General features: G+C 70.6%; 19 protein-coding genes and 1 pseudogene. 5 read left to right on the top strand and 15 right to left on the bottom strand.

Annotated features, from left to right (window positions below; all coding sequences use genetic code 11):
• Positions 1 to 107: 107 nt before the first annotated feature.
• Positions 108 to 1,787, top strand: coding sequence for a 2-isopropylmalate synthase (locus tag AC3ERS_RS34430; RefSeq protein ID WP_431972366.1), 1,680 nt, complete (start codon positions 108 to 110; stop codon positions 1,785 to 1,787).
• A 58-nt stretch (positions 1,788 to 1,845) separates the two neighbouring features.
• The gene (locus AC3ERS_RS34425; protein ID WP_431972339.1) at positions 1,846 to 4,131 is read left to right on the top strand and encodes a LuxR C-terminal-related transcriptional regulator; all 2,286 of its coding nucleotides are present in this window, start codon (positions 1,846 to 1,848) and stop codon (positions 4,129 to 4,131) included.
• Positions 4,132 to 4,167: 36 nt separating this feature from the next.
• Here the strand turns inward: AC3ERS_RS34425 and AC3ERS_RS34420 are convergent, their stop codons facing one another.
• From AC3ERS_RS34420 to AC3ERS_RS34400, 5 genes are all read right to left on the bottom strand, one after another.
• Positions 4,168 to 6,417, bottom strand: a complete 2,250-nt coding sequence (locus tag AC3ERS_RS34420; RefSeq protein ID WP_431972338.1) for a WD40 repeat domain-containing protein — start codon at positions 6,415 to 6,417, stop codon at positions 4,168 to 4,170.
• A gap of 33 nt (positions 6,418 to 6,450) precedes the next feature.
• A complete protein-coding gene (locus AC3ERS_RS34415; RefSeq protein ID WP_431972337.1) occupies positions 6,451 to 6,972 on the bottom strand; it encodes a DinB family protein in 522 nt (173 codons plus the stop codon).
• 81 nt (positions 6,973 to 7,053) lie between these two features.
• The gene (locus AC3ERS_RS34410; protein ID WP_431972336.1) at positions 7,054 to 7,908 is read right to left on the bottom strand and encodes an alpha/beta fold hydrolase; all 855 of its coding nucleotides are present in this window, start codon (positions 7,906 to 7,908) and stop codon (positions 7,054 to 7,056) included.
• A gap of 2 nt (positions 7,909 to 7,910) precedes the next feature.
• On the bottom strand, positions 7,911 to 9,077 hold the full coding sequence (hsaA, locus tag AC3ERS_RS34405) for a 3-hydroxy-9,10-secoandrosta-1,3,5(10)-triene-9,17-dione monooxygenase oxygenase subunit (protein ID WP_431972335.1): 1,167 nt from the start codon (positions 9,075 to 9,077) through the stop codon (positions 7,911 to 7,913).
• 140 nt (positions 9,078 to 9,217) lie between these two features.
• Positions 9,218 to 10,708, bottom strand: a complete 1,491-nt coding sequence (locus tag AC3ERS_RS34400) for an FAD-dependent oxidoreductase (RefSeq protein ID WP_431972334.1) — start codon at positions 10,706 to 10,708, stop codon at positions 9,218 to 9,220.
• A gap of 240 nt (positions 10,709 to 10,948) precedes the next feature.
• Here AC3ERS_RS34400 and AC3ERS_RS34395 point away from each other — a divergent pair, with 240 nt between their 5' ends.
• Complete coding sequence (locus tag AC3ERS_RS34395; protein WP_431972333.1) at positions 10,949 to 13,372, top strand: PEP-utilizing enzyme; 2,424 nt, start codon at positions 10,949 to 10,951, stop codon at positions 13,370 to 13,372.
• 41 nt (positions 13,373 to 13,413) lie between these two features.
• Positions 13,414 to 14,337 (top strand): tyrosine-protein phosphatase, encoded by a 924-nt coding sequence (locus AC3ERS_RS34390; protein ID WP_431972332.1) that lies wholly within the window; start codon positions 13,414 to 13,416, stop codon positions 14,335 to 14,337.
• Between the two features lie 56 nt (positions 14,338 to 14,393).
• On the opposite strand, the gene AC3ERS_RS34385 is transcribed toward AC3ERS_RS34390, so the two are convergent.
• From AC3ERS_RS34385 to AC3ERS_RS34355, 7 genes are all read right to left on the bottom strand, one after another.
• Positions 14,394 to 14,732, bottom strand: coding sequence for an MmcQ/YjbR family DNA-binding protein (locus tag AC3ERS_RS34385; RefSeq protein ID WP_431972331.1), 339 nt, complete (start codon positions 14,730 to 14,732; stop codon positions 14,394 to 14,396).
• 102 nt (positions 14,733 to 14,834) lie between these two features.
• Complete coding sequence (locus tag AC3ERS_RS34380) at positions 14,835 to 15,470, bottom strand: DUF4760 domain-containing protein (RefSeq protein WP_431972330.1); 636 nt, start codon at positions 15,468 to 15,470, stop codon at positions 14,835 to 14,837.
• Between the two features lie 344 nt (positions 15,471 to 15,814).
• Entirely contained in the window at positions 15,815 to 16,756 is a 942-nt protein-coding gene (locus AC3ERS_RS34375; protein ID WP_431972329.1) for an acyl-ACP desaturase, read from the bottom strand.
• A 451-nt stretch (positions 16,757 to 17,207) separates the two neighbouring features.
• A complete protein-coding gene (locus AC3ERS_RS34370) occupies positions 17,208 to 17,735 on the bottom strand; it encodes a GNAT family N-acetyltransferase (RefSeq protein WP_431972328.1) in 528 nt (175 codons plus the stop codon).
• A 14-nt stretch (positions 17,736 to 17,749) separates the two neighbouring features.
• A complete protein-coding gene (locus AC3ERS_RS34365) occupies positions 17,750 to 17,932 on the bottom strand; it encodes a helix-turn-helix domain-containing protein (protein ID WP_431972327.1) in 183 nt (60 codons plus the stop codon).
• 302 nt (positions 17,933 to 18,234) lie between these two features.
• Positions 18,235 to 19,632 (bottom strand): xylulokinase, encoded by a 1,398-nt coding sequence (gene xylB, locus AC3ERS_RS34360; protein ID WP_431972326.1) that lies wholly within the window; start codon positions 19,630 to 19,632, stop codon positions 18,235 to 18,237.
• Entirely contained in the window at positions 19,629 to 20,633 is a 1,005-nt protein-coding gene (locus AC3ERS_RS34355; RefSeq protein ID WP_431972325.1) for a zinc-dependent alcohol dehydrogenase family protein, read from the bottom strand. Before AC3ERS_RS34355 ends, xylB begins: the two co-directional genes overlap by 4 nt.
• Before the next feature lie 77 nt (positions 20,634 to 20,710).
• Between AC3ERS_RS34355 and AC3ERS_RS34350 the strand changes: the two genes are divergently transcribed.
• Positions 20,711 to 21,166, top strand: coding sequence for a hypothetical protein (locus AC3ERS_RS34350; RefSeq protein ID WP_431972324.1), 456 nt, complete (start codon positions 20,711 to 20,713; stop codon positions 21,164 to 21,166).
• Here AC3ERS_RS34350 and AC3ERS_RS34345 read toward each other — a convergent pair.
• The 3 genes and pseudogenes from AC3ERS_RS34345 to AC3ERS_RS34335 all read right to left on the bottom strand — a co-directional run bounded on the left by AC3ERS_RS34345 (position 21,157) and on the right by AC3ERS_RS34335 (position 24,167).
• Positions 21,157 to 22,173, bottom strand: coding sequence for a glycoside hydrolase family 172 protein (locus AC3ERS_RS34345; RefSeq protein ID WP_431972323.1), 1,017 nt, complete (start codon positions 22,171 to 22,173; stop codon positions 21,157 to 21,159). The two genes, AC3ERS_RS34350 and AC3ERS_RS34345, sit on opposite strands and share 10 nt — an antisense overlap.
• A gap of 104 nt (positions 22,174 to 22,277) precedes the next feature.
• A pseudogene (locus AC3ERS_RS34340) lies at positions 22,278 to 22,631 on the bottom strand (thioredoxin family protein); the annotation flags it as partial.
• A gap of 54 nt (positions 22,632 to 22,685) precedes the next feature.
• On the bottom strand, positions 22,686 to 24,167 hold the full coding sequence (locus AC3ERS_RS34335) for an FGGY-family carbohydrate kinase (protein WP_431972322.1): 1,482 nt from the start codon (positions 24,165 to 24,167) through the stop codon (positions 22,686 to 22,688).
• Between the last annotated feature and the right edge of the window lie 21 nt (positions 24,168 to 24,188).

Here is a 24,188-nt window from a genome sequence, read left to right as displayed (position 1 = left end):
AAGCAGCAGAAACCTCCATGACCACGAGCGTTTTCCCCACCATCGATACCCCCGCCGGGCCTTTCGCCGCCGGTGCGCCGGACTGGAACAGACAGCGGCATTCGCGGATGCCGTCGCACCGGTATCGCAGCGTCTACGACCGTGTGGATGTCCCACTGGCACAGCGTGATTGGCCGAACGCGCGGATCACCGCCGCGCCGCTCTGGGTCCCGGTGGACCTGCGCGACGGCAATCAGGCGCTCGCCGAGCCGATGGACCCCGACCGGAAGCGGCGCTTCTTCGAACTGCTGGTCGCTATGGGCTACAAGGAGATCGAGGTCGGCTACCCGTCGGCCTCGCAGACCGATTTCGATTTCGTACGACTGCTCGCCGACACCGATCTCGCGCCCGAGGACGTGACCATCGTCGTCTTCACTCCGGCGCGGCGCGATCTCATCGAACGCACGGTGGAGTCCGTGCGCGGCCTGCGCAACGAGGTGGTCGTGCACATGTACACGGCCACCGCTCCGACCTGGCGGGAGGTGGTGCTCGGCAAGGACCGCGACGCGCTGCGCGAGCTGATCCTGGCGGGCGGCCGCGACGTGCTCGAGTTCGCCGGTGACCTGCCTTCGGTGCGATTCGAGTTCTCGCCGGAGGTGTTCAATCTGACCGAACCCGATTTCGTGCTCGACCTGTGCGACCGCATGACGACCCTGTGGGACGCCACCCCGCAACGACCCGTCGTGCTGAACCTGCCCGCCACCGTCGAGGTGGCCACCCCGAACGTGTACGCCGACCAGATCGAGTACATGCACCGCAACCTGTCCCGCCGGGACAGCGTGATCCTCTCGGTGCATCCGCACAACGACCGCGGCACCGGCGTCGCCTGCGCCGAGCTGGCGGTGCTGGCCGGCGCCCAGCGGGTGGAGGGCTGCGTCTTCGGCAACGGGGAGCGCACCGGCAACGTCGATCTCGCGACGCTGGCGCTGAACCTGCACGCGCAGGGCGTCGATCCGATGATCGACTTCTCCGATGTGGACGAGATCGCGCGCACGGTCGAGTACTGCACCCGCATGCCCATCCACGAACGTCACCCGTACGTGGGCGCGCTCGTGCACACCGCGTTCTCCGGCACCCATCAGGACGCCATCAAGAAAGGCATGGCCGAACACCGCGCCCGCGCCGCGGCGACCGGGCGGCCGGAGCGCGAGATCGACTGGCGCGTACCGTATCTGCCGATCGACCCGGCCGACCTCGGCCGCTCCTACGACGCCGTCGTCCGCGTCAACTCCCAGTCCGGCAAAGGCGGCATCGCCTACCTGCTGCACACCGAATACGGCCTCGACCTGCCGCGGCGGTGGCAGATCGAGTTCGCCCGCCGCGTCCAAGTACACGCCGACCACACCGGACTGGAGATCACCGCGGCGGAGCTGCACGAGCTGTTCACCGCCGCGTACCTGGCGGACGCCGAATCCGCTCCGGTGGTGCTGAAGCAGTGGAACACCGGCGCCACGACCACGGACATCACGCTCACCGTCGGCGGGGAGACGTCGACCAGCGAGCACCGCGACGCTGGACCGGTCGAGGCGCTCACCGCCGCGCTGGCGGCGGCGGGCCTGCCGGTGCGGGTGCTGACCCTGACTCAGCAGACGATCGGCGCGGCAGGCGATGGCGGTGCGATCGCCTATCTGGAATACCGGGCGGGGGAGCGGACCGGCTGGTGCTGCGGTCGCGGCGACTCCGTGCTCGCGGCCTCGCTCGCGGCCCTGGTGCGGGCCGCCAACCGCATGGCATCGGCGCCCGAATAGCGGCAAAACGCCCGCCGTGTCGGCCGCACGTGCGAAGGTAATCGGCGTGGTGCGGCACGTGACAGGAAATCTCCCCGCGGAGGTGACGAGCTTCGTCGGACGTGGGGAAGAGGTCGCCGCGGCGAAACGGCTGCTGTCCACCACACGGCTGCTCACCCTGACGGGGCCCGGCGGCGTGGGCAAGACCCGGTTGTCACGGCGGGTGGGCGAGTCGGTCCGGCGGGCGTTTCCCGACGGGGTGTGGCTGGTCGAGGTGGCCCACGTCCACGACGGGAATCTGGTGGCGCTGAGCGTCGCGCAGGCGCTCGGCCTGCGCGACGACACCAGCGCTCCGCTGGCCGGGCTCGTCGAGTTCCTCGCCGACAAGAACCTGCTGATCGTCCTGGACAACTGCGAACACCTCATCGACGCCTGCGCGGCGCTGGTGAGCAGGCTGATCCCGGCCACCGAGGGCGTGCGGATCCTGGCGACCAGCCGCGAGCCGCTCGGCGTAGACGGCGAGCAGGTCATGCCGGTCGCCCCGCTGCCCGTCCCCGCGGCCGACGAGCTGACCGGGGAGATCGTCGCGGGCGAGAGCGAGGCGCTGCGCCTGCTCATCGACCGCGCGGCGGCCGCCAACCCCGAATTCCGGGTCACCGAAGCCAATCTCGGCGTCCTGGCGGCGATCTGCCGTCGGCTCGAAGGCATTCCGCTGGCGCTGGAACTGGCGGCGCTGCGGCTGCGGATGTTCACCCCCGACCAGGTGCTGGCCCGCCTCGACGACGCGATGCGGCTGCTCACCACGGGCCTGCGCACCGCACCACGCCGCCAGCAGACGCTGGAAGCCGCGATCAGCTGGAGCTACGACCTGTGTACGCCCGACGAGCAGCGGCTGTGGGAGCAGCTCGCCGTGTTCGCGGGCGGCTTCGATCTGGACGCGGCCGAGGCGGTGTGCGTGGTGGATCCGCCCGACGCGCTGGTGGACGCGCTGACCGGGCTGGTCGAGAAATCGGTGCTCGGGCACCGGCACGACAGCGACGGCAGCGGCCGCTACACCATGCTGGAGCCGCTGCGGCAGTTCGCGCTGGCCCGGCTGTCCGCCGCGGGCGACGAACGGGCCGTGCGCATCCGCCATCGCGATCACTACCACCGCATCGCCCGCCGCGGCCGCACCGCCTACTGGGGCGGCGAGGACGTCACCTGGTTCCGCGACGTCACCAGGGAGCACGCCAATATGCGTGCCGCGCTGCACTTCTCGCTGTCCGATCCGGACGGCGCTCATCGGGCGCTGGAGATCGCGACCGAACTCCGCCCGTTCTGGGAGCACTACCGGTTCCTGCTGGAGGGCTACCGCTGGCTGGTGGAGGCGATCGCAAAGGACAAGGCGCACACCGTCGATCGGGCCAGGGCGCTCGCGGCCGCCTCGGTGATCGCGGCGATGCTGTCGGACAACGCCGAGGCCACCCGTTACGCCCGCGAATGCGTCGAGCTGGCCATCGAACTCGACGCCGCCGAGGTCCTGGTGGAGGCGACGCTGCTCTCGGCGCTGCTGGCCTTCAGCGGCAACGATCCGCACCGCGCGCTGGAGATCGCGCTCACGGCGGCCGAACGCGCGGGCGAGGTCACCCACCACGGCACGGAGATGGAGAGCTTCGCCTTCGCCTACGTGTGCGCGCTCGTGCTGGAGGACGAGCGCGCCGACGCCATCGCCGAACACTTCCTGGCCAGAACCGCCGAGCACGGTTCGCATCTGCTCGGCGGGCTCGCGTATTGGGCGGTGGGCACGAATCATTGGCGCCACGGCGAACAGGACCGCGCCGCCGTCGACCTGCGGCACGCGGTCGAGCAGTTCCGGCTGTTCGACCGATGTGTCTGGACCGCTTCGGGTTTCGACGGGCTGGCCTGGGTGTCGGCCGCCGAAGGCGATCGGGTGCGGGCGGCGCGACTGATGGGCGCGGCGTCCACGGTGCGGCACGGCAGCAAGCAGCGGCTGGCGCACGCGATGACCGAGGTGGTCGGCGACAAGGTGCGCGACCAGGTGCATCGGGCGATGGGCGACAAGGAGTTTCGCGCCGCCTTCGACAGCGGCGCCGCGCTGGACACCGACGAGGCGGTGCGCTACGCGCTGGGCACCGCGCCGATCGTCGTCGAGCGTGCCCCCAAACCCGTTGCGGCCGACGCGCTCACGCGGCGGGAGAAGGACGTGGCCAAATTGGTCGCCGCCGGGTACAGCAACAAACGCGTCGCGGCCGAACTGGTGATCTCGGTGCGGACGGCGGAAAGCCACGTCGACCACATCATGACCAAACTCGGTTTCGATTCCCGGACCCAGATCGCGAGCTGGGTCGCCGAGCATCTGCGCTAGGTCCCGGCCCTGCCGGGAGGGCTGAGGAGGACGGGGTCAGCGCGGGGCCAGGATGGCCAGCTCCGTGCCGAATCCGACTGCCAGGCGCCCATCCGGCGTCACGGCGACCGCGTTCACCATCGCGGGGAACACCAGCTGCTCGCCGATCTGTTCGCCCGTCATGGCGTCCCACACGCGCACCGTGGCGTCCCAGCTCCCGGTGACAGCGATGGGGCGTCCGTCCACCGTGCCCGCGGCCACCGCGCACACCACGTCGGTGTGGCCGCGGAGAGGTTCGCCGATCAGCAGGCCCGTGGTCAGGTCTGCTGTTCGCGCTGTCATGTTGTCGCTGCCGATGACCACGATCAGGCGGCCTTCCACCGCCGCCGTGGCCACTGCCCGCACCGAGCAGTCATGGTCGATCAGGGGCTCACCGAGCTGCTTCCCCGTGGTCGCGTCCCACACGCGTACCGTTCGGTCGTCGGCGCCTGTGACGGCGACCGGCCTGCCGTCCAGCTGCCCCAACGTCACCGCGATCACCTTGTCGGCGTAGCCGCGGCGGCGGCCTGCGGGGAATCCGCCGATCGGCTCGCGGGCGGCCAGGTCCCATACCCGCAGGGGTCTGCCGCTGCGATGGCCGCCGCTGGTGACGGCCAGGAGACGGCCGTCCACCATTGCCATGGCCCGCGCGATGGTGGGTCCGTCGGGGTCGGTCAGCGGTTCGCCGAGGGGGTCACCCGTGGCAAGGTCCCACAGCCGGAGTGCGTCGTGGCCGCCGGTGACGGCGACCGGGCGGCCTTCCACCGTCCCGGCCGCCACCTTGTGCACCTCACCGGTGTGGCCGGTGAGGGGGGCGCCCATGCGCTCACCCGCGGCGAGATCCCATATGCGGGCCGTGCCGTCGCCGCTGCCGGTGACGGCGACCGACCGCCCGTCCACCGTCGCCGTCGCCATCGCGACCACGGTGCCGCTGGGCCCATCCGAGGGTTCGGCGGTCCGGCGGCGCTCCCGCAGGCTCCACGTGCGTACCGTGTGATCGGTATCGGTGACCGCACCGGCGGTGACGGCGACGGGGATACCGTCCACATCCTCCACCGTCACGGCGCCCACCTGATCGGTGTGGCCGGTCAGCGGGTCGCTGAACTGCTCGCCGGTCGTCAGGTCCCACATTCGGACCGTGGCGTCCCCGCCGCCGGTGAGGGCGACCGGGCGGCCGTTCACCATGGTTGTCGCGACGGCCCCTACCTTGTGAGAGTGGCTGGTCAGAGGATTGCCGACCTGTTCACCGGTGGTGAGATCCCACATTCTTGTCGTCTTGTCATTGCTTCCGGTGACGGCGACCGGCCGACCGTCCACCACGGCCGTCGCCACCGCCAGCACCTGATCGGTGTGGCCGGTCAGCGGATCGCCGACCTGCACTCCGGTACGCAGGTCCCATAGCCGGATCGTGGCATCCCAGCTGCCGGTGACGGCGACGGGACGGCCGTTCACCACGGCTGTCGCCACCGCCACCACCCAGTGGCTGTGGCCTGCCAACGGAACGCCGATCTGCCGTCCGGTGCCGAGGTCCCACACCCGCGCCGTGTGGTCGGTACCGCCGGTGACCGCAACGAGGCGGCCGTCCACCAGGGCCGTCGACACGGACAGCACCCAGCCGTCGTGGCCGGCCAGGGGCTCGCCGATCTGCCTGTGGCCGAACAGGTCCCACACCCGCGCCGTTCCGTCCTCGCTTCCGGTGAGGGCGACAGGGCGCTCGTTCATCGCTCCCGTCGCCACCGCTCGCACCGAACCGTCATGGCCGACCAAGGGCTCGCCGATCTGCTCGCCGGTCATCAGGTCCCACACCCGAAGTGCCCTGCTGTTGTTGCCCCCGCTCCACGACGGGCCCACGGCGACGGCACGCCCATCCACCACGGCTGTCGCCACAGACGGCACCTTCCAGCCGGTCAGGGCGTATCGAAAACGGGAATCGACCTGGCTGGCAGTGGCCCACTCCACCCCCCACCGCGCGTGTTCTCCCCCGTCCACAGGTACGGCGGTGATCATGGCGGCCAGCTCTCGGTGTCCGTACCGGGCGGCGTCCAGCGCCAGCAGTTGCCGACGCACCGCAGGCGAAGCGTCACCGTGCAGATGTGCCGATGCCCGATATACCGCCGCCACCGAGCGGGCCTGAGCGTCCGGCGCCGAATCGAGCAGCCCCCACACACGCTCGAAATCCCCACGCACCAGCAACACCGGATCCCTCCACCAGGCACCCTGCCCGACCGGCCCGGCGCCCGAATCACCGTCACGCACAACATCAGACACGATCAGCATCGTAAGTGCGCCGTGCCGGTGTGGTCAGTGTCCCGTGCGACTGTCGATGTGTTCGCGCAGCAGATCGGCATGGCCGTTGTGGCGGGCGTACTCCTCGATCATGTGCACATACACCCAGCGCAGGCTGAAGACGGCGGTGCGCAGTGGGTGCGTGAACGTGTGGTCCAGCGTGAGCGCGGCGACCGCGGCATCGGCGGCGCGCACCTCGCGGTGATGGGTGGCGAAGGCGTCCTCGGGATCGGCGTCGGCGACGTCGTCGAAATCGCCGTCCGGGTTGTCCTCCGAACAGTAGAGGTAGTCCAGCGGCGCACCGGCCGCGGCGATGCGGAACCAGCCGCGTTCCACCTCGCTCATGTGACGGACGAGGCCGAGCAGCGAGAGGCCGGACGGCGCCAGCGGGCGCGAGCGCAGCTGCTCGGCATTCAGACCGGCGCACTTCCAGAGCAAGGTCTCGCGGTGCCGATCGAGCCAGGCTTGCAGCATGGGTCGCTCGTCGGCGACGAGCGGGGTGGGTGTCCGTTCGATCTCGGGGGCGGTCCACGTCATGGGCCGAGGCTATCGTCCGGTCGGGAAGGGCGCCTTCGATTTTCGGTGCGGGCGGGCCGGTGGGCACGCCCGCACCGCGGCTTACAGCCCGTGCCGGAGGAAATCGGCGACGGCGCGTTCGAAGGCCGCCTTGCGTTCGATCTGCACCCAGTGCCCGCAGCGCCCGAACAGCCGCAGATCGACGTTCGGCAGCTGCCGCGAGGGGAGCAGGGCGCCCTCGACCGGGGTCACCCGGTCGTCACGGCCCCACAGCATCAGCACCTCGTTGCGCAGGCCGCGCAGCCGCGCCCACAGCGGAACCCGTTCGGCCAGTGCGGGATCGGCGAACGTGGCGTAGGCGTCGCGAATGGCGGCGATGGCAGCGGGTTCCGCCGCGGCGGCCAGGCGTGCGTCCACGAGCTCGTCGGTGAGGATCCGCTCGTCGAAGACCATGGTGCGCAGCCATGCCTGCACTCGCTCGCGCGTCGGGTCGGCGGTGAAGTCGAGCAGTCGCCGAATGCCTTCGGACGGTTCGGGACCCAGCACGTTCACCCCCACCCCGCCCGGCGCCATCAGCACCAGCCGGTCGACGTGCCCGGGGTGATCGAGGGCGACGAGCGTGGCCACCGCGCCGCCCATCGAATTGCCGAGCAGGTGCGCGCTCGGCAGCTCCAGGCTGTCGAGCAGGCCGATCACGGCGTCGGCGGAGATGCGAAGATAGTTGCGGTCGTAGACCTCCGGGCGCGCGCTGGCGCCGAAGCCCGGCTGGTCGAGCACCAGGCACCGGAAATGCTCGGACAGCGCCGCGAGATTGCCGCCGAAGTTGGCCCAGCCGGACACGCCGGGACCCGATCCGTGCAGCAGCACCAGCGGCGGACCCGAACCCGCCTCGTGGTAGCGAAGTTTCAGTCCGTCGACCGTCACCCAGCGGGTGGTCTCCTCCGCGGTGAGCGCCACCGTCACACCATCCGATCTTCGACGGTCAGGCCGAATTCGCCGCGGCCGAACATGGCCAGCGCGCGCTCCACGTCGTTGATCACGTGCACGCTGCCCGCGTGCGCGTCGCGCCAATGCCGTTCGATCGCATTCGGTTTGCGGATCGAGTGGCCGCCGGAGTTGTCGAAGAGCAGCTCGATCGCCTGAATTGCCCGCTCGGTGCCGCGCACCTGGTCGCGGCGGGTGCGCAGGCGCACTTCGTCCGGAATCGGCTCGCCCGCTTCGGCATAGCGCAGCTGCTCGGAGATGTTGTGCTCCATCTGCAGAATCGCGGCGTCGATCTCGGAGGCGGCGCGGGCGACCCGGACGTGAGCGAAAGCGTCCTCGGCCACCTTCTGGCCGCCGTAGGACAGCCGGACCCGTTCCCGCATCCGCTCGATATGCGCTTCGTAGGCGCCCTGGGCGGCGCCGATGATCGGCGCGGTGATGGTGTTGGAGAAGACACCCGCGAACGGAATCTTGTACAGCGGAGCGGGATTCGCCTCCTGGCCCGGCCCGCGCAGCTGCGACTGCTCGGTCGCGCTGTAGGCGCGGTGGTGCGGCACGAACGCCTTCTCGATGACGATGTCGTTGCTGCCGGTGCCGGACAGGCCGACCACGTGCCAGACGTCGTCGATGACGTAGTCCGCGCACGGCACCAAGATCGTCAGATAGTCGCTGGGCCTGCCGTTCTCGTCGGGCGCCAGCGCGCCGAGGAACGCCCACTCGGCGTGATCGCAGCCGGAGGAGAAGCTCCACCGTCCGCTCACCTCGTAGCCGCCCTCGACCGGGGTCAGGATGCCCGTCGGCGCGTAGGACGAGGAGATGAGAGTGTCGGAGTCGGCGCCCCACACCTCCTCCTGAGCCTCCAGCGGGAACAGCGCGAGCTGCCACGGGTGCACGCCGAGCACCGAGGACACCCAGCCGGTGGACGGGCACGCCGAGGCGATCGCGCGGATCACCTCGTAGAAGGCCACGGGGGAGGACTCGTCACCGCCGAACCGGGCGGGCTGCAGCATCCGGAACACGCCTGCCTCGGTCAGCTCTCGGATGCTCTGCACCGGGACCCGCCGCTGCGCGTCGGTGTCCGCGGCGCGCTCGCGGATCGCCGGAAGCAGGTCACGGACCCGATCGAGCACCTTGTTGGTCATGACGGGTGTCCTCCTGTGTTTCGTCGGGCCGGGAACCGCACGCGCGGCCCCCGCCATGGTGGTGACGCTAGGGCGGTCCACCCCGCGTCCGGTAGGTCAGTCCCGGTGATCGGAACCATGTGAGCTGGGATTTCCGGCGCTCAGCCGGCGGCGGCGCGGCCCGCGAGGCGGCCGAAGAACGTGCCGTCACCGAGGGACGTGCCGCTGATGTAGCCCTCGCCGTGCAGGCCGGAGCTGGCGCGGCCCGCGGCGAACAGCCCCGGGATCGGCGTGCCGTCGAGATCGAGCACCGCGCCGTCCACGGTGGTGTGCAGGCCGCCGAGGGTGAACACCGAGGCGCCGGTGCCGCGCCGGTCGCCGGTCTCCGCGGGCGGGCGCACCCCCGCGCGCACGTCGATGGCGGCCAGCGGAGCGGTCAGCGGACGCAGCCAGCGCGGCGCCTTGTGGAAATCGGGATCCACACCGCGCGAGGCGAATTCGTTGTACCTGGCGATGGTCGCGGCGAGCGCGCCGGGCGGGGTGCCGATCAGCTGCTCGAGCTCCTCGGCGGTCTCGGCGACGTGGGTGGGGCGCACGCCCCAGCGCTGCGGTTCCGGCACGGCCTCGTAGGCCTGTTCGTCGAGCACCACCCAGACGTCCATGTTGTCCTGCCGGAACAGGGCGGCCTGGCCGATGCGGCCCGGGTAGGTGTCCTCGTTGACGAAGCGCGCGCCGCGACCGTTGACGACCATGCCGCGGGCCGCGAATCCGGGGATCAGCGCGATGCCGACCTGTCCCGCGGACATGTGGCGCACGGCCGCGCCCGCCGCCTGCGCCATCCGGATGCCACTGCCGTCGTCGGTGCCCGCGCTGACCTTGGTGTGGTGCAGCAGGCGGGGCGCGTGGGCGGCCAGCATCCCGTCGTCGTCGACGAACCCGCCCGTGGTGAGCACGACGCCGCGCCGCGCGCGCACCGCGAACTCGCGGCCGTAGCGGCGCGCGGTGACGCCGGTGATCGTGCCGTCCTCGGCGCTGATCAGATTCGTCGCGTAGCTGTCGAATTGTGTTGTCACACCGGCGTGTTCGGCCGCCGCCGTGAGCACGTCCATGAGCAGCTTGCCGCCGAAATCGTTGGCGGCGGGCCGGTGTCCGCGCGGGGCGGGCGTCGCGAGTTCGGTGAACGGCCAGCTGTTCTCGCCGAGCCACATGAGTCCGTCGTCGGTGGGCGGCACCCAGGCGGGCGCGTCCCACAGGGTCGGCTGGAACGGCACGCCGCGCGCCACCAGCCAGTGGAAATGCTCGACGCTGTCGGCGCAGTACCGCTCGATCTTGGCCTCGTCCGCGCCGGGGCCGAGCGCGGCACGCAGGAACGCCGCCATCTGCTCGGGGGTGTCGGTGAAACCGCACGCCTGCTGGATGGGTGTGCCGCCGCCGAGGTAGATCTCGCCGCCCGACATGGCCGAGGCGCCGCCCGGCCCGCCAGAGCGCTCCAGCACCAGCACCCGCGCGCCCGCCTGGGCCGCCTCGAAAGCCGCTGCCGCTCCGGCACATCCGTAGCCGACGACCAGAACGTCGGTGTCGATGTCGTAGGCGTCGACCTCCGCCGCGGGCCGCGGCGCGACCGAGCGGCGAGCGTCCAGAGTTTCGCTCATGCCCGGGCCTCGCTGACGCTCGGCTCCGGCATGCGCGATGCGCGCCGGCACACGATTCGCTCACTGCGTTCGCTCATGCCTGCGACAGTCGCCCCTCAGCGGGCGACCCGATACCGATCATCTCGGTAGCTGATTGCCACCTCCCGCTCAGTGGGACTGAACCGGCTGGTGCGGTCGCGTACTGGCAAAGGTGTGTGAACGACGTCACGTTTGTGGTGGCGCAGTGAGGAGAGGATATCGATGCGGGTCCTGATCACCGGAATCACCGAGCCGAGCGGTCGGGCGGTGGCGCGCATGCTGTTGGCCGCCGGGCACGACGTGGCCGGCCTGGACCGCCGGTGGCACCGCTTCGTCGACCCCCGCGTGCGGTTCACCGCGGGCGATCCGGCCGACGCCGCGGCCTGCGCCGAGGCCGTCGCGGGCTGCGACACCGTCGTCCACCTGGCAGGCCCGAGCGTCGGTGCGATGGCCACGGCGGCGCGGAATGCCGGTGCGCGCGTGGTGGTTCCGGTCGTGGCGGGGGCGCGCTCGGCTGGCGTACCGGAATCCGAAGTCGCCGAACGGCTTCGGGAATCGGGCGCCGACCACCTGCTGGTGCGCACCGCGCAGGTCGCGGGACGCCGGATCGGTCACGAGACCCGCCGTGCGCTCGAACCGATCCTCGGCGCCAAGTCCGGTGGTGGTTTCCAGCTGCTGCACAGCGACGACCTGGACCGTTTCCTGGTGGTGGCGGCGACCTCGCCTCGGATCGGCGTGGTCGAGCTGGCCGCACCGGGCGTGGTGACGACCGACGAAGTGCGGGCGCTGATGCGCGCGGCCGGGGTACGTTACTCCGCCTGGGTTCCGGGCTGGTCGGCGCGCCGACCGCTGCTGAATTCCTCGGTGGCGCAGCAGGACTGGGGGTTCCGCTGCGGATGGACCGCGGCGGAGACGGCGGCCGATCTGGTGCGCGGCCTGGTCGGCCGCAAACCGTCGGGCGGTTCCTTCCGTACGCGCTGTGGTGCGATCCCGTTGCCCGCGCACGTGATTCCCTCGCGCGCCGCCACCTCCGACCGGCACCGTCTGGTCGACGTCGCCCCCGAGGGGCTGGAGGGCGAGTTCGACGACCGCGTCGACCCGCGTTACCCGGTGCATACCGCCACCAACACCTCCGAGGCGCTGCCCGGTCCGATGACGCCGCTCACCATCGACCTGCACGCGGGTGCGATCCGGCTCGCCAACGAGGCGATGGGCACCATGATCGCGCTCGACGGAATCGCTTTGGAGCACTGGACGAGCCGGGTGACCACCGTGCTCGGCCACCACATCTACATCAACGCCTCGATCGGCGTGCTGGCCGCCGAGAACATGCCGGGTTGGGACGAGGAGAGCATCCGCCGCGACGCCTACGGCAACATCCCGGACGAGATTCCGCTACAGCCGCACGGGAAGCCGCCGATGCCGACGGGCCTGGCCAGCACCGCCGCCACTTGGCGCGCCACCTCCAGGGTCATCGCCACCGCCCGTCGTTTCGTTGCGACCGCGGAACTGATCAACGCCGCCTCGCACACCGAGGCGCTGACGGCCGAACAGATCGCGGCCCTCACCGACGAGCAACTGCACGTGCGGGCGCTGCTCTGGCGCGACCGGCTGCACCAGGCATGGCAGGCGGCCTCCATCGGCGTCATGATGACCGGCGCCGCCACCGCCGTGCACGCCCGCGGCAAGAACGCGGGCGAGGTCGCGATCGACCTGAACCGGCTGGAATCGGCGAAACCGATGCTCGCGGTGGAGCGTTTGGCCGCCCTCTGCCGCGCCGATTCGGCGCTGCTGGAGATCGCGGGCACGGGAGACGTCGCGGCGGCGCGGGCCGCCTCGCCTGCCTTCGCCGCCGCACTGGAGGAGGAACTCGCCAGGATCGGCCACCGCGGCCCCGGCGAATGCGAACTGATCAATCCGACCTTCGGCGACCGTCCCGCGCTGTTGGTGACCGCTGCCGCGCGGGCCGCCCAAATGCCCGCGCCGACGCGCGAACCCGTTCCGGCGAATACGAGCCGCACGGCGCGGATGGCGGCGGGCGCGACGGTCGCCAGGGAACGGGCCCGCGACGCCGTCGTGCGGATCACGCACTGCCTGCGCATGGCGGTGCGCGAGCGCGCCGACCGGCTGATCCGAGCCGGTCTGCTGCGCGAGACCGACGACGCCTGCTACCTCAGCCTGGACGAGATCTTCTGCCTCCCCGCGGATGCGGCCGAGCGGGTGGGCCGCCGCCGCGCCGAGCGCAAACGCCTGCGGGACATCCGGATGCCCGATGTCGTTGCCGGACAGTGGGAACCGGTCGCCGACGCGGGCGCGCTGGCCGCCGACGAGAGCCTCACCGGTATCGGCGTGTGCCCCGGCGTGGTGGAAGGCACCGTGAAGCTGGTGCTCTCGCTCGACGACGACATCGAACCCGGCGACATTCTGGTCGCCTCGGTGACCGACACCGGGCACACCGCGATGTTCGCCTACGCCGCCGCCGTGGTCACCGACATCGGCGGCTCGGCCTCGCACGCCGCCATCGTGGCGCGCGAATTCGGCATCCCCTGCGTCGTGGACACCAAGACCGCCACCACCAGCCTGTCCGACGGACAGCGGGTGCGCGTGGACGGGGCCGCCGGCACCGTCACGCTGCTCGCCGACTGATCGTGAAAACCTCCGTCCCAGGATCGAAAGGAACACTCCCTGTGACCATTTCACGCGCCATGCGCGGCCTCGTCGCGGCCTCTGCCGCGGTACTCCTCGGCGTCCTGCCGGTCACCGTCGCGCCCGCTCTCGCGGGCCCGGCGGTCCCGGTCCTCGAATCGCCGGGCAAGGCCGACCGGCCGATGGGCTTGGCGCACGCGCCCAACGCCCGCGACATCGGCGGCTACCCGGCCAAGGGCGGCAGCCGCGTCGCCAGCGGTGTCGTCTACCGCACCGACGCGCTCGCCAAGCTCGACGCAGGCGAACAGCAGAAGCTGGTGGAGCTGGGCATCACTCAGGTCATCGACTTCCGCAGCCCTATCGAGGCGGGCCGCGATCCCGACAAGATCCCGTCCGGCGTGCGGCGCACCGAGCTGCCGGTGTACGACCCGGCCAACGACTTCTTCGTCATGGTCTCCCGGCTCATCCAGGCCGGTCCCGAGGAGCAGCAGCGGGTGCTGGGCGACGGCAAGGGCGCCGAGATCATGCGCACCTACTACCGCTGGTTCGTCACCGACCCGACTGCTCGCGGCCAGTTCGCCTCGGCGTTCCGCGAGATCGCGGGCGCTCAGGGCGCGGTGCTCTACCACTGCACCGCGGGTAAGGACCGCACCGGCTGGATGACCGCCATCCTCATGAGCGCCCTCGACGTCCCGAAGGGCCAGATCTACAACGACTTCCTGGAGTCCAACGACAATCTCGCCGCGGGCAACAAGGCGCTGCTCGACGCCCTCGTCCAGCAGGGCCTCGTGCAGGACCGCGCGCTCTGGGAGCCCATCGTCGGCGTGCAGCGCGACTTCCTCGACGCCGCTTTCGACCAGGTCCAGCAGTCCTACGGTTCCTTCGACCGCTTCCTGTCCGAGGGCCTCGGCATCGACGCGGCGACCCTGGACGCGGTGAAGGCGAAGCTGCTCACCAAGCACTGAGCCGCGCCCAGTTCGACAGCGCCGCCGCCCCTCGGCATGGGCGGCGGCGCTGTCGTTCACTCCGCGTCGTCGAGCAGATGGCGAGGGGCGGCCTGCCGCCACGAGTCCAGCACGATCGCCTCGAGTTCGTCCCGGTCGTCCAGCGCCGCGAGCCGCACCCGGACCCACGGATTGTTCGCCTCGTGCGCCGCGATCCAGAACTTCTCCGGCTCCGCCACCACCAGCTCGTCCCGATCGATCGCCGGGCACCGCACCGCCATCGATGTCTCGTTCTCGGGCAATGTCAGGAACAACTTCCCGGCCACCCGGAAAATCGGCATCCCCCAAGCGAACTGCTCGTTCGTCTCCGCCAACGACAAGGCATAGGCACGGACATCGTCCCCGGTGGTACTCATGTCCCGAATCCTTCCAGGCGCTACCGACGCCCGGCGGAACGGTTCGCCTTCTGGGTGCGGAGAGAAGCCGGTCGGGAGTGACGCCGCGGAGGGTGCGTAGGTCTACCGGCCGCCGGAGGCTGCCGCGGTGGATTCTCGGACGGGGTCGGCTTCGGGGGCCGCTTCGTCGGGTGCGTTCGTCGGCATTGGAGAACGAGGCTCGGACTCCGGGCTCCATACCTCCACGCCGCGTCGATCGGCGATTGTTCGAGCCATGATCTGGAACTGGCGGTATATATCGGGCGCCGAGAACTCCTTGCGGACTTCGACGATCCAGAATCCGTAACTGTTCCAGGCCGCGATCATGGTCCCGCCCCCGAACTGTTCGATGACCTCTAGGTCGAGGATGCCGGTGTTGACACCGGTGCCGAGCATCTCGAGGTAGTTGAGGTACCCGCGGACTGCGGCGTCTTTTGCCGGGTCGTTCTTGGTTTCCGCGAGGATGCGCCGAATGGATTCACGATCCCGGTCGGGTGGCAGCTCTCTTCTGTGATGTTCGCGGCGCTCGAGCGTAGTCATATAGAACTGCATGCTCGCCTCTTTGCGCTGCTGGGCCCATTCCTCTTTCCTGGTGACCTCGGCAGCGGAAGCATTGTGCACGCCCTGCCTGACCTGCATGCCGAGGAATAGCAGTGCCGCGATATTGACTATGACTGCCACAGCCGCGATGGTCGATGAAATCATTTCGAATGCCGACACCGTCAACCCCTGCGATGGACGTAGTGCTTGATTTCGCCACGCACCGTGTGACGACCCCGATCGCCGCACCGTGCCCGCGTGAACGATCCGAGTATGGACCGCGCGAACTCCGTTGTCTCGCAAGGACGACAATGGGCTTCGATCCCGTGGAATCTCGCGTCGGCACGCGGATCATCGAAGAGCCGACAGTGTACGAAACCGAAAAATAATCATCGGAGGACTCGGGGTCGAGTGCGGGCCGGGAAACGTGGCGGTTCGTCCCTGATCTCGGTACCCGTACACAGCTGTTCGGACCGGCCGGTATGGCCGGTCCGAACAGTCGGATCAATGATCGATGGCTTGCCTTATCCGACGCGCGCCGCTTCGCGAGCCAGGATGCGTTCGCGTTGTTCTTCGAACCGGATGACGTCGCGTCCGAGTTTCTCGATGTACTCGGCGAGTTCTTCGCGGCTGCGTTCGCCGCGTGCGGTGAAGTCGGTGCGGTGGAAGACGTTCCAGATGCGCAGGATCGGCATGACGACCTCGTCCAGGTGCTGCCGCAGGTCGTAGATCCCGTGCTTGACCATCAACACGCCATTGCGTCGCCAGTTCGGCATGCCGGCGCCCGGCATGGCGAAGTACTTCACGATGGGCGTCACCGACTCGATCGTCTGGTCGGGAGCGATGTCGAACGCGGCGGCCGCGACGTTGCGATAGAACATCATGTGCAGGTTCTCGTCCGCCGCGATCCGTTGCAGCAGCCGGTCGGCGATCGGGTCTTCGCAGACCCGTCCCGTGCTGCGGTGGCTGACCCGGGTGGCCAGCTCCTGGAACGTCACGTACGCGACCTGATCACACACACCGCCGAAGCCCGGCGGGGTATGCACACCGCGGGTCATGTGCACCATCCGGTCGTTCTCCAAGGCGACGGGATCGACCGCGCGGGTGCAGACGAGGTAATCGCGCATGGCGATGGAGTGGCGGTTCTCCTCGGCGGTCCAGCGGCCCACCCAGGTGCCCCACGCGCCGTCCTGCGAGAAGTTCTCGGCGATCACGCGGTGGTAGGACGGCAGGTTGTCCTCGGTGAGCAGGTTCGTGATCATCGCGACCTTGGCGACCTCCGAGAGCCGCGACTGCTCGGGATGCCAATCCTCGCCGCCCATCGCGGCGAAGTTGCGGCCCTCGTCCCAGGGCACGTAGTCGTGCGGACACCATTCCTTGGCGGTGGACAGATGCCGGTCGATATTGGTCGCGACGACCGGCTCCAGCTCCCGCAAAAGCTCTAGTTGCGTCAAGTCTCCAGACATGCAGCGCCTTTCGATTCGGTGGAAAAACCACGGAACGTACCGCTCGCTGTTCACGCATCACTGACTGTGCGACCTCGCCGCACCCACACCCTAGACCAGCGCGTTCGATTCGGCGTGCATCATCAGGTCGATTCACCTGCTGGTTGTCCGGGACTCGGCCGTCACGACGAAGGTATGCCGTCGGGCGGACGCGACGAGTCCACTGTCCGGGCGAAGTGACCCGACGGCGCCGGGGAGGACGAAGCGGACACTTCGGGCGTAGTCGTGGTCGGCTGCGCCGTGGCGAAATTCGGTGGTTCTGCGCTAGCCCTCGTTCGGAACGGGAGAAGACCTCGGTCGGTGGATGTCTGCCGGGTCAGCGATTGCCGGGCGCGGCGTCGCGACGGAATCAGGCGATCGCGCGCCGTTTACGCTCGGCGTATTCGCTTCCGCACCCAACCGGGGCGCCGAATCATGCTCTGGGCCCGCCGATTTCGATCCAGTAGCGGCACGCGGGCCCGAGATCGGTGTCCCGGATGCTCTCCAGCACGCCACCGTGCCGTTCGATCGTCTTCGCCGAGGCGATGTTGTCGGCCGCGCAGATGGCCAGTATCCGGCTCATGCCGAGCACCCGGGCTTCGTCGAGCATCCGGCCGAGCGCCCAGGTCGCGACCCCGCGGCGGCGCGCGGAGGGCCGGATGCCGTAGCCGATATGGCCCGTCCGCTCGACGACTTCGTCGGACCCGTGCCGGAGCGCGATACCGCCGAGTACCCGGTCGCCGTCGACGATCCACCGATAGACGGTGCGCACGGGGACGACCTTTGCCGGGTCCGGTGCGCCGGACAACCGCGCGACCCAGGCCGCGAACCCCTCGAGCGAGCCGACCTGGTCGGACAACCGCAGGCCGAAACCGTCCTCGTGGACACCGGGCCCCCACTCCTGGTGCGCCTCGAGCCAGGCGGCGTGCAGGCGTGTGGTGGGCGCAATCAGCTCGGGCATAGCGCGAACGATACTCAGGCGTCCGACTGTGCTCGGTAGCTTCGGGCGATGAGCGCCGAGCGCAGGTGCCACATTCCGTTGGCGGGTGCGGTGTCCAGGCCGGTCAGCTGGGCGATGCGCTCGAGACGGAGGTCGACGGTATTGGGGTGCACGTGGAGCGCGCGTGCGGTGCGTCGCCGGTCGAAGCCGTGGGCCACGTAGCAGTAGAGGGTGGTGAGCAGTTCCGGGTGTTCGTCGAGCGGGTCGAGCAGCGCGGCGAGGAATCGCGGCCCGGCCCCGGCCGGGTCAGCTGGTATTCGAGCGCCAGATCCGGGAAGCGGTGCAGCGCGCCGGTGACGCCGAGGCGTTGCGCCATGTCGAGCAGGTTGTGCGTGTGCTCGGCGCGGGCCGGGATGTCGGCGACGGGCGCGCGGACGACGACGCCGCCGCGCGTCGCCGTCGGGTGCTGCGGTATCGCGGATCGGCCGAGATCTGCCCTGCTCGAGGGCATCGGACCGGCTCAGCCGTAGAGCGCGTCCCTGGCGCGGGCGTAGCTGTCGCGGATGATGCGGCCGGTGGCGGCGTCGTCCGCGGAGACGGGGATTTCGGCGGCGGTGCGGGTCGGCCAGCGCGGGGGAGCGGCGGTGCCCGCGAGGGCCCAGGCAGCTTGGCGGGCCGCGCCGAGGGCGACGTATTCCTCGGGTTCGGGAACGGTGACCGGGTGGCCGACGATCTGCGCGGCGATCTCCCGGACGAGGGCGGAGCGGGCGGCGCCGCCGATGAGCAGGATGCGGCGTGGGCTGATGCCGGTGGCCACGAGGCGGTCGAGGGCGTCGGCCAGATTGCACAGCATGCCTTCGTAGGCGGTGCGCGCGAGGTGCCCGGGGAGCATGGTGCGCGGGCACAGGCCGTGCAAGCTGCCCGTGGCGTGCGGCAGGTTGGGGGTGCGCTCGCCGGTGAGGTACGGGAGCAGCACCAATCCGTCCGCACCCGGAGGAGCCTGGGCGGCAAGGGTTTCCAGGCCGGGAAGATCGACGCCGAGGAGTTGCGCGGCGGAGCTCAGCACTCGTGCCGCGTTGAGCGTGCAGACCAGCGGGAGGAACGCGCCGGTCGCGTCGGCGAACCCGGCGATGGCGCCGGACGGGTCGGCGCTGGGGGCGCCCGCACACGCGTAGGCGGTGCCACTGGTGCCGAGCGACAGCACGACGTCGCCGGGTTCGAGGCCCAATCCCAATGCGGCCGCGGCATTGTCGCCGGTGCCTGCCGCGACCAGCGCGCCCGTCGCGGTGCGGCCCGCGGCTTCGGCGGGCGCGAGTACCCGCGGCAGCTGCGGGGTACGTCCGCGAAAAGCCAGCGCTACCAAGTCTTCTCGGTAGCGTCCCTCGGCGGGGGACCAGTAACCGGTGCCGGAGGCGTCGCCACGGTCGGTGACGGGTTCGGCGTCGGGGCCGCGCAACCGCCAGGTCAGGTAGTCGTGGGGCAGCAGGATCCGCCGGGTACGGTCCGCCAATCGGGGTTCGTGATCGGCGAACCAGCGCAGCTTGGCGACGGTGAACGAGGCGACCGGCACGCTGCCCACCGCGTCGGCCCACCGCTGCGGGCCGCCGAGCTCGCCGACGAGTTCCTCGGCCGCCGACGCGGAGCGCGTGTCGTGCCACAGCAGCGCGTCCCGGACCGGCGCGCCGTCGGCGTCCAGCGCGACCATGCCGTGTTGCTGCGCGCCGACCGCGATCGCGTCGACCCGATCGAGCAGCCCGTCGCCCGCGGCATGGAGCGCGTCCCACCAGGCCTCGGCGGGCACCGACGTGCCGTCGGGATGCGGGGCCGTGGCTCGCTCCAGCACCGTGCCGGTCGCCGCGTCGCAGACGACGATCTTGCACGACTGGGTGGAGCTGTCCACCCCGGCCACCCGCGTCATCCGGACCGATCCGGCCGGATCTGGATCTTGCGGCCCGCCCGCGCGCGGAATGCCTCGAACGCGTCGCCGAATTCTCCGAGCGCGAAACTGTGGGTGATCATGGTGTCGGCGTCGATCACGCCTTTACCCATCAACTCCACCGCCCGCCCGAAGCTGTGCAACACCGCCATGGAGCCGACGATGGTGATCTCGTCGTTGTAGACGCGGAACGGGGAGATGGCGGCGGTCGCCGCGCCGGGCGCGACGCCGAACTGCTGATACACCCCGCCGCGCCGGACCCTGGTCACGCCGTCCTCGATCGCGGCGATCGCGCCGGTGCAGTCGATGACGACCTCCCATCCGTGCGGGCGATCGAAGTCGTCTGCGTCGGTGCCGACCGCGTCGGCGCCGAGCTTCTCGGCCACCGCCAGCCGCGCGGTATCGAGATCCACGACCGACACCGAGGCCGCGCCCGCCACCCGCGCCAACTGCAACATCAGCAGGCCCATGGTGCCCGCGCCGTAGAGCAGATAGTGCGAGCCGAGCGCGCGGGGGAGCACGTCGAAGGCGTGCACCGCGCACGACAGTGGCTCGACCAGCGCGCCGTGACTCAGCGAGACCGCGTCCGGCAGACGGTGGCAGTTGGCGGCCGGGACAGCGACGTACTCGGCCATCGCGCCGTCCACGGTGTCGCCGATCGCGCCCCAGCGCTCGCACAGATTGCCGCGGCCGATCGCGCAGTAGTGGCACGCGCCGCAGAACAGCGACGGATCCACCGCGACCCGATCACCGACCGCGACGCCGACCACCTCGTGGCCGACGGCGACCACCTCGCCCGCGAATTCGTGTCCCGGCACGATCGGATACGGCGTCGGGGGGAATTCGCCGTCCATGATGTGCGCGTCGGTGCCGCAGATGCCGACCGCGGCGACACGCACCACCACCGCGCCCGGACCCGGCGACGGGTCCGGCACGGTCTGCACGGAACAACGACCTGGCGTCTCGATGACCACCGCGCGCATCCATCTACCATGCACCCGGACCGGCGTGCGGCGGTGCATTTCGAGTATTCGCGGCCACGATCGGGCAGACTGACCCGGTGCGTGCGGACCCCAGTCGACCAGCCGGTGACCTCGATTCGACGGCGGCGCCCGCCGAACGCGGCGCCGCCGAGCAGCCGTTCCTGGAGATGGCCAGGGGGGAACGGGAGTGGATCCGGGCCCGTCGCCTGTCCGACGGCATGTACGAACTCCAGCACCGCCGCGGCGACGACCCGCGGCGCTTCGAGGTGTTCACCTCCGATCACTGCCTGGTGCGTGACGTGCTGTGCGCTTGGCTGGACGACGCGTCGGGCTGGTCGGAGGGCGTGGTGTGGTCGCCGGTCGATCCGGCGATCGAGGAGCTCGAGCGGGTGCGCAGCGAATTGTCCGGGCTGCTGGGCGGTTTGACGATGCTCGACGATCTCGGGGCGGGGTTGGACCTGGCGCTGGCGCGCGCCGACGAGCTGATGGACGGACTCGACGCCGCCGCGCCGGAGCTGCCCGGTCAGCCCTGATACCACCAGGCGGTGGTGGCGATCTCGGCGCGTTCCAGCGGAAGGTAGGTGCCCGGATCGGACCAGCCGAGCGCCTGCACGGTGACGCGCAGTTCGCTGTGGAAGCAGATCGGGTCGCGCACATGCCAGCGGTACATGCCGAACCGCTGCTCGGCCTCGTAGCACCGGTCCGGCGGAAGTACTTGGGGCAGGCCGAGATACGGCGTCGAGTAGGTCCGGTACCGGCCGTCCATGTCGAAGTTCCACGCGCCGCCGAAGTAGTCCTCGGTGCCGGTGCCGCAGATGCCCGGGTGCTCGGAGTCGCCGTCGAGGTAGAACTTCAGCTCGCCCTCGCCCCACCACCCGGGATCGCCCGGCCGGAGGGCGAGATAGGTCCCCACATAGCGGCCGCGTCCGGCGACGCCTTCGAGGATGGTGTGCACCGCCGGGCTGCCCAACGGCGCGCTGCGCCGCCACTGGGTGTGCAGGTAGCCTGCCTCCTCCGGCACGTCCTCTTCGGTGTAGGTGATCTGGTAGTACACCGGCACGGCGCGGTCGGCGCCGTTGTGCAGCGCGATCCGCGCCGTCTGCCGAAAAGGCATGGGCCAGTAGCTGTTCAGTCCGCCCGCCGGCGCCACCACCACCATCTCCGAGTTCACCAGCGCGAGCTCGTCCCAGGCGTTGCAGAAGAAGTCGCCCAGCGGCAGGCGCACGGCGGCCCGCGGCGCGTCGTCCCAGTGCATGCGCAGGGTCAGTTCGCGCAGCGCGGTGCGGTCGGTCGTCAGCCAGAAGTGCCGGATCACGCCGGGGCCCGCGATGTCGGCCAGGGTGGCGGTGGCGCCGGGCTCCAAGTGGATGGACGGCGAGACCTTCCATCCTGGGCCGAGGTGGCGAGCGGCATGAGCGCCGGTGCCCTCCGTGGCGCGGGCTCCCGCGCCGGGTGCACCGGTGGGGTTCTCGGCGCTGATCGACCGGGTACGGGCGGCGTCGAGCCGCCACAGTTCCTGTGGCGACCCGGCCGCGGTCACAGCCCCGGCCAGCCGTACTGCGCGGGCCCGCGGGCCGGTCCCGCGAGGCGCGCCGCGCCCACCGGAGCCGCGGCGACCGGCTCGGCCTGCGGCGCGGTTCCGCCCTGCGCGGCCAGTTCTCTGCGGACCTCGTCCATGTCAAGCCAGAGCACACGCTGCACGACCTCCTCCAGATCGGCGGCGGGCAGGAAACCCGGCTGGTTGAACACCAGCAGGCCCTCGCGGAAGGCCATCAGCGTCGGGAAACGGTCGACCTGGGCCGTCGCCGTCAAAGCCTCTTCGGCCTCGGTGTCGACCTTGCCGTGCACGATGTCGGGGTGCTGATCGGAGGACGCCTCGTACACGGGCGCGAAGTGGCGGCACGGCCCGCACCAGCCCGCCCACCAATCGATCAGCACGATGTGGTTGCTGCTGACGACTTGGTGAAAGTTGTGTTGGGTCAAGGTCACTGTGGGCAATGCGGGTCCTCCCTGCCGGTGTTGCCTCAAGCATCCTGGCACGACGCTCCGGGATCAGGAAGGCGGGTGTGCCCTGTGTTGTTCGGCGGCCAGGAAATGCGCGATCTGGGCGGTGGCGGTGTAGAGCTCGCGATAGCGCCGGTAGTACGGCTCGTAAGCGGCGGTGCGGGCCGGATCGGGGACGACGGTGTCGGCCACCGGATTCCACGCCGAGGTGTCCAGACCGGCCGCGGTGGCGGCGAGCATGGCGTCGCCGAGGCAGGCCCCGATCGTGTCGGCGGGTAGCTGCTGGGGCAGTCCGGTGACCTCGGAGACGATCCGCGTCCACAGTCCGCCCTTGGTGCCGCCGCCGACGGCGACCAGCCGCCTGGCCTGCCCGCCCGCCTCGGTCATCGCCTCCAGGTTGTGCCGGACGCCGTAGGCGATCGATTCCAGCGCCGCTCGGTACAGCTCGGCGCGGCCGTGGCGCAGTGTCAGTCCCGCGATCACGCCCCGGGCGTCGGGATCGAACAGCGGCGTGCGCTCGCCCGCGAAGTAGGGCAGCGCGAGCAGGCCCCGGCTGCCCGCGGGCACCGCGGCGGCCTCGGTCACCAGCTCGGTGTAGTCGCCGCCGACCAGATCGCGCAGCCATTCGGTCACCGCGCCGGAGGTGGCCATTCCCGCGGCGAGAGTGTAAGTGCCGGGCCAGGTTCCGCAGGTGCCCCAGAGGCCGGGATGCGGGACGGGCTCGGTCAGCACCTGCACCAGGAACAGGGTGGTGCCGTACATGATCATGGCGTCGCCCGGCGCGCGCACCCCGACGCTCTCGGCTTCGGCCCAGGCGTCGATGGTTCCGGTGGTCACCGGTAGGCCCGCGGGAAGTCCCGTCGCCGCCGCCGCGGTCGCGCTCACCCGCCCGACGATCTCGGTGGGCCAGGCGAGCTCGGGCAGCGTCAGCCACGGCGCCACCGCCTCGGCCCAGTCCGCTGCCCACGCCCGCTTGCGCAGATCGTAGAGCGGCACGCACTGACTGGCGGATTGGTGGTCGAGCACGTACCGGCCCGTGAGCCGGTGCACCAGAAAGGAACTCGCCATCAGCAGCAGGTCGGTGCGGGCGGCGACCTGCGGTTCGTGCCGGGCCAGCCAGCGCAGTTTGGGCCCCACCGCTTGACTCGTCAGCGGCGAGCCCGCGCGCTCCAGCACGCTGTCCGCGCCGAATTCCGCGTTCAGTTCCGCGATTTCGAGGGTGGCGCGGGTGTCGACGCCGTAGAGGATGGCCGGGCGCAGTGGATTGCCGGCGCCGTCGGCGGGCAGCAGGCACGGCCCGATGCCGGAGACCGCGAGCCCGTCGATCCCTTCGCCGTCGGCCGCCGCCACCAGATCCGCGGTGATGGCGGCGAATTCCGACCACCACACCGTCTCCGCGTCGTGCTCCACCCACCCCGGGCGTGGAGTCGAGACGGCGTGGGCGCGTTCGGATCTCGCGACGACTGTGCCGTCCGCGCGCACCAGCACACCCTTGGAAGCCGAGGTGCCGATATCGACGCCGAGGAACATCGGCTCACCGCCGTTCCGCGC

It is taken from the genome of Nocardia sp. bgisy134 (assembly GCF_057708325.1).
The sequence above is the reverse complement of the archived record's forward strand: the minus strand, read 5'-3'. Positions and strand labels throughout refer to the sequence as shown.

What these genes read in the sequence shown, in the direction of transcription:
- AC3ERS_RS34355 (WP_431972325.1), bottom strand. Translation starts at nt 20,633, where the DNA reads ATGCGCGCGGTGGTCATCGAGACGCCAGGTCGTTGTTCCGTGCAGACC.
- xylB (WP_431972326.1), bottom strand. Translation starts at nt 19,632, where the DNA reads ATGACGCGGGTGGCCGGGGTGGACAGCTCCACCCAGTCGTGCAAGATC.
- hsaA (WP_431972335.1), bottom strand. Translation starts at nt 9,077, where the DNA reads ATGACCAACAAGGTGCTCGATCGGGTCCGTGACCTGCTTCCGGCGATC.
- AC3ERS_RS34335 (WP_431972322.1), bottom strand. Translation starts at nt 24,167, where the DNA reads ATGTTCCTCGGCGTCGATATCGGCACCTCGGCTTCCAAGGGTGTGCTG.
- AC3ERS_RS34400 (WP_431972334.1), bottom strand. Translation starts at nt 10,708, where the DNA reads ATGAGCGAAACTCTGGACGCTCGCCGCTCGGTCGCGCCGCGGCCCGCG.
- AC3ERS_RS34370 (WP_431972328.1), bottom strand. Translation starts at nt 17,735, where the DNA reads ATGCCCGAGCTGATTGCGCCCACCACACGCCTGCACGCCGCCTGGCTC.
- AC3ERS_RS34415 (WP_431972337.1), bottom strand. Translation starts at nt 6,972, where the DNA reads ATGACGTGGACCGCCCCCGAGATCGAACGGACACCCACCCCGCTCGTC.
- AC3ERS_RS34375 (WP_431972329.1), bottom strand. Translation starts at nt 16,756, where the DNA reads ATGTCTGGAGACTTGACGCAACTAGAGCTTTTGCGGGAGCTGGAGCCG.
- AC3ERS_RS34395 (WP_431972333.1), top strand. Translation starts at nt 10,949, where the DNA reads ATGCGGGTCCTGATCACCGGAATCACCGAGCCGAGCGGTCGGGCGGTG.
- AC3ERS_RS34430 (WP_431972366.1), top strand. Translation starts at nt 108, where the DNA reads ATGCCGTCGCACCGGTATCGCAGCGTCTACGACCGTGTGGATGTCCCA.
- AC3ERS_RS34385 (WP_431972331.1), bottom strand. Translation starts at nt 14,732, where the DNA reads ATGAGTACCACCGGGGACGATGTCCGTGCCTATGCCTTGTCGTTGGCG.